Source organism: bacterium, assembly GCA_035703895.1.
Lineage (GTDB): Bacteria > Sysuimicrobiota > Sysuimicrobiia > Sysuimicrobiales > Segetimicrobiaceae > Segetimicrobium.
The window spans coordinates 1-13,975 of sequence record DASSXJ010000317.1 but is presented as its reverse complement, the minus strand read 5'-3'; the positions used below and the strand labels follow the sequence as shown (position 1 = coordinate 13,975).

Annotated in this window: 15 protein-coding genes; 2 read left to right on the top strand and 13 right to left on the bottom strand. The window is 66.5% G+C overall.

Annotated features, from left to right (window positions below):
* From VFP86_20895 to VFP86_20835, 13 genes are all read right to left on the bottom strand, one after another.
* On the bottom strand, nt 1-232 hold a 232-nt coding region (locus VFP86_20895), incomplete at its 3' end, for an NADH-quinone oxidoreductase subunit J (GenBank protein ID HET9002106.1).
* Nucleotides 229-1,209, bottom strand: a complete 981-nt coding sequence (gene nuoH, locus VFP86_20890) for an NADH-quinone oxidoreductase subunit NuoH (GenBank protein ID HET9002105.1) — start codon at nt 1,207-1,209, stop codon at nt 229-231. The genes nuoH and VFP86_20895, both read right to left, overlap by 4 nt.
* A gap of 12 nt (nt 1,210-1,221) precedes the next feature.
* On the bottom strand, nt 1,222-1,584 hold the full coding sequence (locus VFP86_20885; protein ID HET9002104.1) for an NADH-quinone oxidoreductase subunit A: 363 nt from the start codon (nt 1,582-1,584) through the stop codon (nt 1,222-1,224).
* A 181-nt stretch (nt 1,585-1,765) separates the two neighbouring features.
* Entirely contained in the window at nt 1,766-3,130 is a 1,365-nt protein-coding gene (locus tag VFP86_20880; GenBank protein ID HET9002103.1) for a YvcK family protein, read from the bottom strand.
* On the bottom strand, nt 3,127-4,032 hold the full coding sequence (gene rapZ, locus VFP86_20875; GenBank protein ID HET9002102.1) for an RNase adapter RapZ: 906 nt from the start codon (nt 4,030-4,032) through the stop codon (nt 3,127-3,129). Before rapZ ends, VFP86_20880 begins: the two co-directional genes overlap by 4 nt.
* Nucleotides 4,032-4,367 carry a phage holin family protein gene (locus VFP86_20870; protein HET9002101.1) on the bottom strand — a complete coding sequence of 112 codons (336 nt, stop codon included), beginning with the start codon at nt 4,365-4,367 and terminating at the stop codon, nt 4,032-4,034. Before VFP86_20870 ends, rapZ begins: the two co-directional genes overlap by 1 nt.
* A 61-nt stretch (nt 4,368-4,428) precedes the next feature.
* The gene (gene sucD, locus VFP86_20865; protein ID HET9002100.1) at nt 4,429-5,328 is read right to left on the bottom strand and encodes a succinate--CoA ligase subunit alpha; all 900 of its coding nucleotides are present in this window, start codon (nt 5,326-5,328) and stop codon (nt 4,429-4,431) included.
* 1 nt (nt 5,329) lies between these two features.
* Nucleotides 5,330-6,439 (bottom strand): ADP-forming succinate--CoA ligase subunit beta, encoded by a 1,110-nt coding sequence (sucC, locus tag VFP86_20860; protein HET9002099.1) that lies wholly within the window; start codon nt 6,437-6,439, stop codon nt 5,330-5,332.
* A 9-nt stretch (nt 6,440-6,448) separates the two neighbouring features.
* Nucleotides 6,449-7,387 (bottom strand): malate dehydrogenase, encoded by a 939-nt coding sequence (gene mdh, locus VFP86_20855; GenBank protein ID HET9002098.1) that lies wholly within the window; start codon nt 7,385-7,387, stop codon nt 6,449-6,451.
* Between the two features lie 13 nt (nt 7,388-7,400).
* Complete coding sequence (gene icd, locus VFP86_20850) at nt 7,401-8,642, bottom strand: isocitrate dehydrogenase (NADP(+)) (protein HET9002097.1); 1,242 nt, start codon at nt 8,640-8,642, stop codon at nt 7,401-7,403.
* 3 nt (nt 8,643-8,645) lie between these two features.
* Nucleotides 8,646-9,398, bottom strand: a complete 753-nt coding sequence (locus VFP86_20845; GenBank protein HET9002096.1) for a succinate dehydrogenase/fumarate reductase iron-sulfur subunit — start codon at nt 9,396-9,398, stop codon at nt 8,646-8,648.
* Between the two features lie 45 nt (nt 9,399-9,443).
* On the bottom strand, nt 9,444-11,165 hold the full coding sequence (locus VFP86_20840) for an FAD-binding protein (protein ID HET9002095.1): 1,722 nt from the start codon (nt 11,163-11,165) through the stop codon (nt 9,444-9,446).
* Nucleotides 11,166-11,188: 23 nt separating this feature from the next.
* Nucleotides 11,189-11,950: a succinate dehydrogenase gene (locus VFP86_20835; protein HET9002094.1), complete on the bottom strand. Its 762-nt coding sequence runs from the start codon at nt 11,948-11,950 to the stop codon at nt 11,189-11,191.
* Nucleotides 11,951-12,041: 91 nt separating this feature from the next.
* Here VFP86_20835 and VFP86_20830 point away from each other — a divergent pair, with 91 nt between their 5' ends.
* Together VFP86_20830 and VFP86_20825 are read left to right on the top strand one after the other, a co-directional pair.
* Nucleotides 12,042-13,463 (top strand): aspartate ammonia-lyase, encoded by a 1,422-nt coding sequence (locus VFP86_20830; protein HET9002093.1) that lies wholly within the window; start codon nt 12,042-12,044, stop codon nt 13,461-13,463.
* 33 nt (nt 13,464-13,496) lie between these two features.
* Nucleotides 13,497-13,975: hypothetical protein (locus tag VFP86_20825; GenBank protein HET9002092.1), on the top strand; the 479-nt coding region annotated here is incomplete at its 3' end.

Sequence of the window (13,975 nt, the reverse complement as noted above, 5' to 3'; positions counted from 1 at the left end):
CCGTCAACATGATCACGAACAGGATCAGCACGGTGATCGCGCCCGCGTAGATCAGTACCTGGATCCCGGCGACGAACTCGGCGTTCAAAAGGATGTAGAGCCCGGTCACACCGAGAAAGACCGGGATGAGCGCCACCGCGCTGTGCACGATGTTGGAGCTGGTGACCACGACCACGCCGGATGCCAGCATCGCCGCCGCCAGCAGGTAGAAGGCGATCGCCTCACCGGTCACGGGTGCAGCACCATCACGACATACGCGGTGACCACCAGGTTCACGAGGGCGACCGGGATGAGCACTTTCCACGAAAAGTTGAGCAGCTGATCGATCCGGAATCGCGGGAACGTCCACCGCACCCACATGAAGACGAAGATGAGCGCGTACAGCTTGATCACGAACCACAGCACGGGCGGCAGGACGGGACCGCGCCACCCTCCCAGAAACAGCGTGACTGCCATCGCGGCCATGGCAAACATCTCTCCATACTCGCCGAGCTGGAACAGCGCAAACCGCATCCCGCTGTATTCCGAGAAATAGCCGGCGACCAGCTCGCTCTCGGCCTCCACCAAGTCAAAGGGGACGCGGTTCACCTCGGCGGTGGCCGAGATGAGGAAGATGAGAAACGCCACCGGCTGGACCACGCCGAACCAGACGGTGCGCTGGGCGTTGACGATCGTCACGGTGGAGAGCGACCCGGCGAGCATCGCGACCGTGATCAGCGCCAGCCCGATGGGGATCTCGTAGCTGACCATCTGCGCCGCCGACCGCAGCCCGCCGATCAACGCGTACTTGTTGTTGGACCCCCACCCCGCCATCAGGATCCCGACGACGACGAGCGAGGAGGTCGCCGCGAAGTACAAGACGCCGATGTTGAGATCGCGGAAGATCAGCGGCCCCGCCCGGGTCGTCCCAAACGGGATCACGACGTAGTCCAAGAGCGCGGCGAGCGGCACCACGATGACGGCGCTGGCGAAGATCGGCGCATCGGCGTTGCGCGGAACGATATTCTCTTTGTGCAGCAGTTTGATGGTATCCGCAATCGTCTGCAACAACCCCTGGGGGCCCACGTGCTTGGGGCCGAGCCGGCTCTGGATCCATCCGCTGATCTTCCGTTCGAGGAGGACGCCAAACATCGCGGCGATGATCGCGACGCCCGAAAAGATCACGACGGTCCCGACGATCGCCCGAGCCAGCTCAACGTACCAAGGCACGAGAGACGCCTCCTAGACCCACTCGAGGGCGCCCTTGCGCCACGCGTAGAGCAGCCCCAGCGCAAGGATCACCAGGAAGATCAGGATGTCGTAGAAGGCGACCGGCCCGGCGCGACGGTACACCACCGCCCACGGATACAGGTAGATGATCTCCACATCGAAGACGACGAACACCAGCGAGAACAGGTAGTACCGGACGTTGAACTGGGACCAGGCCTGACCGATCGTCGGGACGCCGGACTCGTAGGTCTCAAGCTTCTGGGGGTAGGTGCTTCGGGGGCTGATCAGCCAAATGATCAGCAGCGGCAGCGCCACCATGCCCGCTCCCACGATGGCGAAGACCGCCACGTAGCCCCAGTCGAGCAGCATCGTCATCCCCCTCGCATGCGCGCCGTCTCCCGCGTGCCCGCGCTCTGCCCTCTCCGGCCCCACCAAGGGGCCCGTTGGACGCCGGTGGGCGTCAGGCGCATTCGGTCGCTGTTGTGGGAGCGCAGGGACCGGTGGGGAAAAACGCGGTTCCCATCGTAATATTGTTAGCCGAGGAGTGTCAAGTTTCCTACAGCGGCGCCGGGATGCGGTGGACCTCCGGGGACACGTCGGCCAGCAGTTGCATCAGGACCGCGGCGATCTTGCGAGGGTCGTGGCGGACCAGTTCCTCCTCGCTGATCAGATCTTCCGATACCGGGTGCAGCCCGAGCGCGCGGATCGCGTCGACGTCGGGGTCGACCGGCTCGGCACCCTGTTGGCTGTATCGGGCGAGGAGTTCCTGATTGCGGGGCCGGCGTGTGTTCACGAGCACGTAATCGAACAACCCTCGCCCCCCCTGCTCCAGCAGGACCCGCACGTGGTCCGAGGCCTGGAATCTCCGGGTCTCCCCTGGTTGGGTCATGACGTTGCAGACGTAGACCTTGAGCGCCCGCGACCGCCGCAGCGCCCCTACCACCCCGTCGACGAGCAGGTTGGGAAGCACGCTGGTGTAGAGGCTCCCCGGCCCGAGGACGATGAGGTCCGCGTCCGCGATCGCGTCGAGCGCATCCTGCAGCGGGGGGACGCGCCCGGGCTTCAGGAACACACGGCGAATCGTCCCGCCGGCGCGTGTGATCGCCGACTCCCCCTCTACCACGGTCCCGTCGCTCATCTCCGCACACAGCGTCACATCCCTAAGCGTCGTCGGCAAGACGCGGCCGCGGATCGCAAGGACCTTGCTGCATTCCTTGAGGGCGGTCTCGAGATCACCGGTCACCTGGGACATACTGGTGATGAAGAGGTTTCCGAACGAGTGGCCGTCCAGGTCGCCGCCTTTGAACCGGTGCGTAAACAGTTTGGTCAGCAGTGGTTCGGCCTCGGCCAGGGCCACCAGGCAGTTGCGGATGTCGCCGGGGGGAAGGATCCCCTGTTCCCGGCGCAGCCGCCCCGACGACCCGCCGTCATCGAACACGGTCACGACCGCCGTGAGGTTCGTCGAGATCTTCTTCAACCCGCGCAGCAGGGTGCTGAGACCGGTGCCGCCGCCAAGCACGACGATCTTCGGCCCGCGTTGGAGCTGGCGTTGCTGGAGGATCATCCCGACGAGGCGGGGGTCGCCGCGGGGAAGGAATACCCCCACGATCGCCCCCACCGTCTCCCGGATCCCATACACGATGATCACGATCCCAATCAGGAGGAGCGCCACCCCGATCGCGATCGGGGAGATCGCGTGGCCGGTCGCAATAGAGACCATCTCGATCGTGCTCACGACGGCGCGCGCGAGCTCTTCAGGAAGCTTGAAATTGACGATGAAGACGACGCCGATGCTCAGCAGGAAAATCCCGCCCGCCATCAACGCGATCCACCGCTTCACGCCCAGGCCCGGCTCCAGCCACCGGAGCCACAATCGCACCCGGTCGAGCAGGTGCTCGTTCCGCTGCCCGTTGAGGCTCATTCCTTCCTGACGTCCCTGTGCTTGACCCGCACCGTGTAGCCCGCCTGGCGGAGAAATCGCGCCAGGTCCTCGCCGATGACCACCGACCGATGCTTCCCCCCCGTGCACCCGATCGCGACCGTCAGGTGGCTCTTCCCCTCCGCTGTAAATTGGGGGAGGAGGTAGCCCAGCATCTCGTGCAGCCTCCGCTGGAACTCTGCGGTCTGCGGGGACCCGAGCACAAACTCGCGTACCTCGGGGCTGCTGCCCGGGAGGGCCCGCAGGGTCTCGACGTAGTACGGGTTCGGCAGAAACCGCACGTCGAACACGAGATCGGCGTCGAGTGGGATCCCGTGCTTGTAGCCAAACGTGGTGACGGTGACCGTGAGGGTTCGCCGACCGTCCGCCCGCAGGAACGTGTCGGCGAGCTCCTGCTTGAGCTCCGTGGCCGTCAACGTGCTGGTGTCGATGATCTTGTGCGCCCGCTCCTTGAGCGGCTCGAGGCGGCGGCGCTCCGCGCGGATGCCGTCGAGGATGCTGGTGCCCAGCGGATGTTTGCGCCTCGTCTCCTCGAAGCGCCGAACCAAGATCTCGTCGGACGCGTCCAGAAACACGATTTGAAATCGAATCCCGGAGGCGTCCAGGTTCGCCAGCGCGGTCCCCAACGCGTCGAAGAACTCCCCGCCCCGAATGTCGATCACGAGCGCCACCCGCCAGATCCGCCCCTCGGATTCCTTGATGATCTCGGCGAACTTCGGGATCAGCGCCGGGGGGAGGTTGTCGACGCAGAAGAACCCCAAGTCCTCCAGCGTATGGGTCGCGAGCGTCTTCCCGGCGCCGCTCAGGCCGGTGATGATCAGGAACTCTATTTCCCCGGGGACGGCATGCGGAGACGCACTCACGACGGGCTGCCGGCGCGCCATTAGTCCGCCACGAGCCGGGTCAGCACAGCGCTCACGACACTCAGCACGATCGCGCCCAGGAACGCCGCCCAGAACCCGTCCAGCCGCAAGGCGGTCACCTTGGAGACGAGGTAGAGCATGCCGGCGTTCACGACAAACGTGAAGAGGCCCAGCGTGAGGATATTTAAAGGAAGCGTCAAAATCAGCGCCACCGGCCGGATCACGGCGTTGACGATCCCCAGCACGAGCGCGGCCACCAACGTCGCGCCAAAATCCGGCACATGGACGCCCCTGACCACAAGCGTCGTCAGGTAGAGGGCGACCGCGTTAATCAGCCAGCGGGCGACGAATCGCATCTTCGATCCCTCATTATACACCCGGCCAGGCAGGGGCGACCATTCGCCGCCGCGGCCCCTGCTACCCCGGCGCGCGCTTCGACGCCTGGCCTGCGCCCAGACGCTCCCGCAGCAGCGCCGGGACGCCGCTGGCAAGCTGTGCCACCGCGACCCCAGCGCTTTCGAGCGCCTGGATCTTGTGCGCAGCGGTGCCTTCGGTCCCGGAGATCACGGCGCCGGCGTGGCCCATCCGCTTGCCCTCCGGGGCGGTGCGCCCCGCGATGTAGGCGGCGACCGGCTTCTTGACGTGGGCGGCGATGTACGCCGCAGCGTCCTCCTCGGCCCGCCCGCCGATCTCGCCGATGAGGACCATGGCGCGGGTCTCCGGATCGGCGTTGAACAGCCGAAGCACGTCGACGAAGCTCATCCCCACCACGGGGTCCCCGCCCAGCCCCACGGCGGTCGACTGGCCGAGACCCGCGCGGGTGAGCCCTGCCACGATCTCGTACGTCAGCGTCCCGCTGCGGGAGACCACACCGACATGGCCCGGCGTAAAGAGGTGGGTGGGCATGATCCCGACTCGACACTGACCCGGGGTCGTCACCCCCGGTCCGTTGGGGCCGAGCACGCGCACCCCCAGCCGGGCGGCGTAGGCCACGACCTCGATGGCGTCGTGTACCGGCATCCCCTCGGTGATGATCGCCACGGGGTTCAGCAAGTTGGCGATCGACTCCAACGCGGCGTCCCGCGCGAACCGCGCCGGCACGAAGATCACGCCCGCATTTGCGCCCGTTTCCCGGACCGCCTCATCGACGGTCTCGAACACCGGGACCGCGTGGACCTTCGTCCCGCCCTTCCCCGGAGTCACGCCGGCCACGACCTGTGTGCCGGCCTGGAGCATCAGCCCGGCATGGAACATGCCTTGATAGCCGGTGATCCCCTGCACCAGCAGGCGGGTGTCGCGGCCCACAAGGATCGCCATGCTATCGTCCCCCCCGGGCCAGGGCCACTGCCGCTTGCGCCGTTTCGTCGGCGTCGAGGCCCGCCGTGATCCCGGCCGCGCGAAGGATGCGCTGGCCCTCTTCCTCGTTGGTGCCCGTCAGCCGGATGCTGGCCGGCACCCGAGGGGGATCCTGAACGATCCCCCGGGCGACGTCGTCGCACCGGGTGATGCCACCGAAGATATTGATGAAGATCGCCCGAATCCCGGGCTTGCGCTGCACGATATCCAGCGCTTTGCGCATCCCCTCGGTCGTCGCGCCGCCGCCGATATCCAGGAAGTTGGCGGCCCGGCCGCCGAAGTGCGCGAGGAGGTCCAGCGTGCTCATGACGAGACCCGCGCCGTTGCCGATCACCGCGATGTCCCCGTCGAGCTCGACATAGGCCAGCCCATTGGACCGGGCCTCTTGCTCGAGCGGGGTCAGCTCCTCCGACGCGGGACGGTCCGCGTGGCGATAGGCCGCGTTATCGTCGAGGACGAGCTTGGCATCGACACACAGGAGACCGGCCCCCACCACCGCGAGCGGGTTGATTTCGGCAAGTTCGGCGTCCTCGGTCCAATAGAGCCGGTAGAGAGTCCCGGCGATTCCGCTAAACTGGTCGAGCAAGGGGCCGGCCAATCCCAGCCGCCGCCCGAGCGCGCGGGCCTGAAACGGCGGACATCCGAGGAACGGATCGATCTTAAGGGTGGCGATCTTCTCGGGTGTCGTCCGTGCCACGGTTTCGATGTCCACCCCGCCCGCCGCCGACGCGACCGCGACCGCAGACCGTGTTGCGCGGTCCGTCACGAACGCCAAATAGTACTCCGAGAGGATCTCCGCGGCCGGCGCGACCAACACACGCGCGACGCGCTCGCCCTTGATCTCCATGCCCAGGATCGCGCGGGCATGCGCCTCCGCCTCGGGGGGCGTCTTGGCCAGCTTCACCCCGCCGGCCTTTCCCCGACCGCCCACGAGCACCTGGGCCTTCACGACGACCGGGTACCGCAGATCGAGACGGGCGACCTCCTCGGGCCGTTCGATGACGACCCCCGCCTGCACGGGGAGCCCGTACCGGGCGAAGACCTCCTTGGCCTGATACTCATGCAGCTTCATCGGCGTGGGCTAGAGTTTCAGAAGCGCGACGTTCTCCCGGATGCTCGCCACCGCAGCGTCGAACGCTTTGCGCTCGCCGGCATCCATCGGGGCGTCCAGGATCCGTTCGACCCCGCCGGCGCCCAGCACCGCCGGGACCCCGACGTAGAGGTCGCGCACGCCGTACTGGCCGCTGAGATACGCGGAAAGCGGCAGCACCCGCTTTCGGTCGAGCAGGATCGCTTCGACCATCTGCGTGATCGCCGCCCCGGGGGCGAAGAACGCGCTGCCGGTCTTGAGCAGGCTCACGATCTCCGCGCCGCCCTTCCGAGTGCGTTCCGCGAGCGCCGCGATCTGCTCAGGGGGGAGCAGGGTGGCGAGCGGGATGCCTCCGACCGTCGCGAGGGAGCTCAGCGGGACCATGTGCGTATCGCTGTGGGCGCCGATCACCATCGCAGAGACATCCTGCACCGAGACGCCGAGAGCCTGCGCGATGAACGTCCGGAACCGGGTGCTGTCGAGCGCCCCGCTCTGCCCCATCACTCGTTCCGGGGGGAATCCGCTCACCTTGAACGCCAGGTACACCATCACATCGAGCGGATTGGTGACGACGATCAGGTGGGCGGCCGGCGACCGCTTGGTCACCTGCTCGATCACACCTCGGACGATCCCGGCGTTCGTGGCGAGCAGGTCCTCCCGGCTCATCCCGGGCTTGCGGGCGATCCCGGCCACAATCACAACGATGTCCGACTGAGCGGTCTCGTCGTATCCGTTGGCGCCGGTAATCCGGAAGTCGACGCCTTCGATCGGCTCCGCTTCCATGAGATCCAACGCCTTTCCTTGGGGCATCCCCTCGATGACATCCACCAGCACGACGTCGGCGAGTCGGTGCGACAGGATCCACTGGGCGGCCGAATGGCCGACGTTGCCGGCCCCCACGATGGTCACCTTGGCGCGCGTTCTGCCCACCCGGATCCCTCCATCACATGCCGTCGATCACGGCCGTCGCGAACTCGCTCGTGCGGACCTCGCGGGCGCCCTCCGTCAGCCGCGCCAAATCATAGGTCATGATCTTGCGGCGGAACGTCGCCTCCATCGCTTGGACGATGAGGCGGGCCGCCTCTCCCCACCCCAGGTGTTCCAGCATCATCACCCCGGAGAGGATGAGCGAACCGGGGTTCACCTTGTCTTGATTCGCGTACTTGGGGGCGGTGCCGTGGGTCGCCTCAAACACCGCGTGAAAGTCACTGATGTTGCCGCCCGGCGCCATGCCGATGCCCCCGACTTGTGCGGCGACCGCATCCGAGATGTAATCGCCATTGAGGTTGCTGGTGGCGATCACGTCGAACGATCTCGGTCGGGTCAACAGGTGCTGGAACGTGACGTCGGCGATGTAGTCCTGGATTAAGATCTTGCCGGTGGGGACTTTCCCGCCGAGCTTCTGCACCTCGCTCCAAGGGATCGTCCGGTCTCCGAACTCCTCACGCGCCAGCTCGTACCCCCACTGCGCGAACGCCCCCTCAGTGTACTTCATGATGTTACCCTTGTGGACGAGCGTGACACTGGCGCGGCCGTGGTCGATCGCATACTGGATGGCCTTGCGCACCAGCCGCTTGCTCCCAAACGGGCTCATCGGCTTGAGCCCGACCCCGGCGCCCTCGCGGATCTTCCATTTGAACTCGCGCCCGACGAAGTCAATCAGCTTCTTGGCCTCGGGGCTCCCCCCCGCAAACTCATACCCGACATAGATATCTTCGGTGTTCTCCCGGAACACGACGACGTCGACCTGCTCCGGGTGGCGCACCGGGCTCGGTACGCCCTCGAAGTACCGCACGGGACGGACGCACGCGTACAGGTCGAGCTGCTGGCGGAGCGACACGTTGAGGCTCCTGAATCCACCCCCGATCGGGGTCGTCAGCGGGCCCTTGATCCCGACCGTGTAGTACTCGAATGCGCGCAGGGTATCGTCGAGGAGCCAGGTCCCGAACCGGGTGTGGGCTTTCTCTCCCGCGAAGACCTCGAACCACACGATCTGCTTCCGCCCGCCGTAGGCCCGGCGGACCGCCGCTTCCAGCACGCGCACTGTGGCGCGCCAGATATCGGGGCCGGTCCCGTCCCCCTCGATGAAGGGCAGGATCGGAGTATCGGGCACGTGGAGCTTGCCGTCCCGGACTTCGATCCGCTGCCCTTCGCGGGGCGGGGTGAGCTTCTCCAGCGTCAGCATGGGTCAGGTCCCCCGGGGCTCTTTTTTGCTTCCGAAGAGTCTGAGCAGGGCTCTCCAGGGATCGAAGAAGTCGTCCGCCATCCGCTCCTTGAGGGGGATGATGGCGTTGTCGGTGATGTGGATGTGCTCCGGGCACACCTCTTCGCAGCACTTGGTGACGTTGCAGAATCCGATGCCGCCTGCCCCTTTGAGGAGGTCCGTCCGCGAACGGGTGTCCTTGGGGTGCATCTCGAGGGCCGCGATCCGGACCATGAACCGCGGGCCCATGTACCGGCTCTGCCCCTCGTGCTCCCGGAGCACGTGGCAGACATCCTGGCACAGGAAGCATTCGATGCATTTCCGGAACTCGAACAGCCGTTCCACGTCCTCGGGGTACATCTTCCAAGGACCGGGATCGTCCGGGCTCGGGGTGAACGGCGGGATCTCCCGGTTCACTTTGTAGTTCCACGAGACATCCGTGACGAGATCCTTGATCACGGGAAACACCTTGATCGGCCGGACCGTGATCGGGAGATCTCCGAACTCGTCGACCCGGGTCTTGCACATGAGGCGCGGCCGCCCGTTGACCTCCGCGCTGCAGGATCCGCACTTGGCCGCCTTGCAGTTCCACCGGCACGCCAGCGTACCGTCCAGGTGTCCCTGAATGTAGTGAATTCCGTCGAGGACGACCATCCCTTCGGTGATCGGGACCTTGTAGGTGACCAGGTCGCCGCGCTTGGCGTCGCCGCGGAACACCTGGAACGTCGCGTCCGCCATCACATCCTCCAATCGCCGCCACGAGGCGGCGGCACGACCGGTCCGTCAGGCTCTCGGTTGGACCAGCTGGGCAAGCTCCGCGGGCACCTGCGGTACCGGCCGTACGCTCACCTGCATCCCGCCGTCGCTTCGACGGACGATCAGGTTCCGAGCTGCCCACGTGGAGTCTGGATCGGGAAAGTCCAGCCGCCAGTGGGCGCCGCGGCTCTCCTTTCGCTCGAACGCCGATCGGAAGATCGCCTCGCAGAGGGTCAGCATGAACCGGACGTCGCGGCACGCGTGCCATCCCGGGTTGAAGAGCATCGAGCCGGGGGCGTGCAGGTCCCCAGACCGCTTTTGCAGCTCCAGGATCTTCTCGAGACCCCGGGCGAGCTGGTCGCCGGTCCGCGCGATCCCGGCATAGGTCCCCATCACCTCCTGCAGCGCCTCGTGGATCGCGAAGGGATTCTCCTTCCCGCCCCCCTCGAACGGGCGCTGCAGCAGCGCCCGCTCCTCACCCGCCTGGCGGTCGTCCACCCGGGGTGTGGCGACAAGACCCTTTGCGTACGCGGCCGCATGCTCCCCCGTCCGCTTGCCAAACACCAGGAGGTCCGAGAGCGAGTTGCCGCCCAAGCGGTTCGCCCCATGCAGGCCCGCGGCCACCTCGCCGGCCGCGTACAGCCCGGGGACGGTGGACGCCCCGGCCCCCGCCTCCACGCGGACGCCCCCCATCACGTAGTGGATCGTCGGTGCGACCTCCATCGGAGACTTGGTGATGTCGATATCGGCGAGCTTGAGGAACTGCTCGTACATGCTGGGCAGCTTCTTTTTGATGAACTCGGCGCCGCGCTGGCTGATGTCGAGGAACGCCCCACCGTGCGGGCTCCCCCGCCCGGCCTGGACTTCCTTATAAATGGACCGCGCCACCACGTCCCGGCTGCTGAGCTCCATCTTCTTCTGGTCGTAGCGCTCCATGAATCGCTCGCCGTTGGCGTTTCGGAGGATCCCCCCCTCCCCGCGGACCGCCTCGGTGACCAGGATCCCGCGGACGCCCGGCGGCCAGACCATCCCGGTGGGGTGGAACTGGACCATCTCCATATCCATCAACTCTGCGCCGGCCTCGTAGGCCATCGCGCAGCCGTCCCCCGTGCACTCCCACGAGTTGCTCGTGACCTTGTAGACCTTGCCCCACCCGCCGGTGGCCAGGATCACCGCCTTCGCCCGAAAGAGGACGTAACGCCCGTCTTCCCGTCGGTAGCCGAAGGCCCCGGCGATCCGCTCCGCGTCCTTGAGCAACCGCGTCAGGGTGATCTCCATATGGACCTGGACCGCGCTGTGGACCGCCTTGTCCTGGAGGGTCCGGATCATCTCCAATCCGGTGCGATCGCCGACGTGGCAGAGCCGGCGGTAGGTGTGGGCGCCGAACGGCCGCTGCAAGATCTTCCCATCCGGCGTGCGGTCGAAGAGACCGCCCCACCGTTCGAGCTCGTACACGCGCTCCGGCGCTTCCTTCGCGAAGAATTCCACCATCCGATAGTCACTGATCATCTGCCCGCCGCGCATGGTGTCGGCGAAGTGCACCCGCCAGTCGTCCTTGGGATCGACGTTGCCGAGCGCGGCGGCGATCCCCCCCTCGGCCATCACGGTGTGTGCCTTGCCGAGGAGCGATTTGCACACCAGGCCCACCGAGCACCCGGATTCGGCGGCGGCGATCGCGGCGCGCAGGCCGGCCCCGCCGGCGCCGATCACGAGGACATCGTGCTCGACCGTGTCGTACCAATCAGCCACGCCTGTCCCTCCGCACGATCCGGCTAAAACAGAGCCGGGTCGACGATCGCGTTCGCCATCAGCAGGCGAAGGTACACATCGACGGCGACGACGGAGAAGAGGCTGGCCCACGCCCACGCGGCGTGCAAGTGGTTCAGCGGGGTGACCCACTGCCACAGGCGAAAACGCGCGCGCCCGCCCCTGGCGCAGGAGTAGCAATCGAGGTTGCCCCCCACCATGTGGCGGAACGCGTGGCAGCCGAGCGTGTACCCGGAGAGCAAGACGACGTTGGCGAGAAACAGCACCGAACCCAGGTGGATCCCAAACCGCCCGTTGAACACGAAAGCCTTGATCGCGTCGATCCAGAGAAAGACGAGCACCACGAGCGCCGCGTACAGCAGGTACCGGTGGAGGTTATTGAGAATGAACGGGAACGCCGTCTCTCCGGCATATCGACGCCGGGACTCGGGCACCATGCACGAGATCGGATCGGCGAAGTAGGAGCGGTAGTACGCCTTGCGGTAGTAGTAACAGGTCGCCCTGAACCCCGCCGGAGCCCACAGGACCCAGAACGCCGGCGAGATGGGGATCGCGGCCACCGTTACCGGGGGCGAGTAAAACGGGGACAAGTACGGCCCGATGGATCCGTGCCCCTGCAACGCCACCCACGTTGCGTACACCACAAAGCCTGAGAGGATCGTCACGGTGGCGGCCGGCTGGAGCCACCAGGGGATGCTCGGGGCGTACGCATGCGATGCCGCGTGATCGGCCATAGGGAACTGCCGGGCGTATTCCCGCCCATGCAAGCGGTTTCCTGCCCTTGGCAGACCGCGCGGCGCGCGATGCTGAGCGGTATACTGATAGACATCCGGCGAGACACCGGCGTGGAGGAATTCGATGAGCACCGACGGACAGTACCGGATCGAGCGGGACGCCCTCGGGGAGGTACGGGTCCCAGCCGACGCGTACTATGGCTCGCAGACCGCCCGCGCCATTGAGAACTTTCCCATCAGCGGCCTGCGGCTCCCCCGAGCATTCATCGCGGCGACCGCAACGATCAAACAGGCGGCCGCGGACACGAACGCCGCCCTCGGTCAGCTCGATCCCAAGATCGCGGGTGTCATCGCCCAGGCAGCCCAAGAGGTCGTCGAGGGAAAGTGGGATGCGCAGTTCCCGATCGATGCCTTTCAGATGGGAGCCGGCACCTCCCAGCACATGAACACGAATGAGGTGATCGCCAACCGCGCGATCGAGTTGCTCGGCGGCAGGCGCGGCGAGTACACGCTCGTCCACCCCAACGACCATGTCAACATGGCCCAGTCCACCAACGATGTCACGCCGACCGCGATCAGGCTTGCCGCGCTCATGACCCTCGGCGACCTGCTCTCGGCCCTGGAGGGCCTGGTGGAAGCGCTGGGGCAGAAGGCCCACGAGTTCGACGGCATCGTGAAGGCCGGCCGCACCCACCTCCAGGACGCCGTCCCGGTCCGGCTGGGCCAGGAGTTCGGCGCATACGCGCAGGCGGTCGCCCTCGACATCGAGCGCATCAAGAATGCGCGTGAACGCCTGCTCTACATCGGGATCGGCGGGACGGCGACGGGCACCGGGCTCAATGCCGACCCGCAGTATCACGTCCGGATGGTGCGCCGGCTCTCCGAGCTGACCGGGCTGCCGCTTCGCAGTTCGGGAAATCTCTTCGAATCGATGCAGAACATGGCGGACGCGCTCGAGTGCTCGGCCGCGCTTCGGACCCTCGCCGCCACCCTCACGCGCATCGCCAACGATCTGCGCCTGATGGCCTCGGGGCCGAACACCGGCCTCGACGAGCTTCGCCTGCCGCCGGTGCAGCCCGGATCCTCGATCATGCCCGGGAAGGTCAACCCTTCGATGGCCGAGATGTTGAACATGGTCTGCTTCCATGTGATGGGCAATGATCTAACCGTGCTGGCCGCGGTCCAGGCGGGTCAGCTCGAGCTCAACGTCATGCTGCCGGTCATCGCGCTCAACCTCCTGCAGTCGATTCAGATTTTGACCAACGCCACAGGCGCGTTCACCGACCGGTGCGTGCGGGGCATCGTGGCCAACGAGGAGCAGTGCCGTCACTGGGTCGAGCACAGCGCGGCGCTGGCGACGGCGCTGAACCCGTACCTCGGGTACAGTACCGTGGCCGAGGTCGTGAAGGAGTTCGTGCGCACCGGCCGCCCGATCCGGCAGATCGTCTTGGACCGGGGCCTCCTCTCCGAAGCGAAGCTCAACGAGATCTTGTCGGTCCGCGCGATGACCGAGCCGGGCATTCCGGGCAAGGCCCGAGCGATCTAAGGCCCGGCGCCGGGAAGCCGAGGGGGGTGGGCCATGCATATCTCATTGTCTGACCTGCTGTGGGTGTTTTTCATCATTTCCTTCTTGCAGCCGTTGCTCTCCCGGCAGTGGCAGCAGACGAGCCGCCTGCGGCTGTTCCAGCAGCTGGAGCGAAGCCGGGGCAGCCGGGTCATCGCCCTGATCCACCGCGAGGAGACGATGAGCCTGCTGGGGTTTCCGATTGTCCGGTACATCGACATCCAGGATTCGGAGGAGGTGCTGCGGGCGATCCGGCTGACGCCGCCCGAGATGCCGATCGATGTCATCCTCCATACGCCCGGCGGGCTGGTGCTCGCGGCGGAGCAGATCGCACGGGCGCTCCGCGATCATCCGGGACGGGTCACGATGTTCGTCCCGCACTACGCGATGTCGGGCGGCACCCTGGTGGCCCTGGCCGCCGACGAGATCGTCATGGACCCCCACGGGGTGCTGGGCCCGGTTGACCCGCAGCTCGGCAACCATCCCGCCGTCTC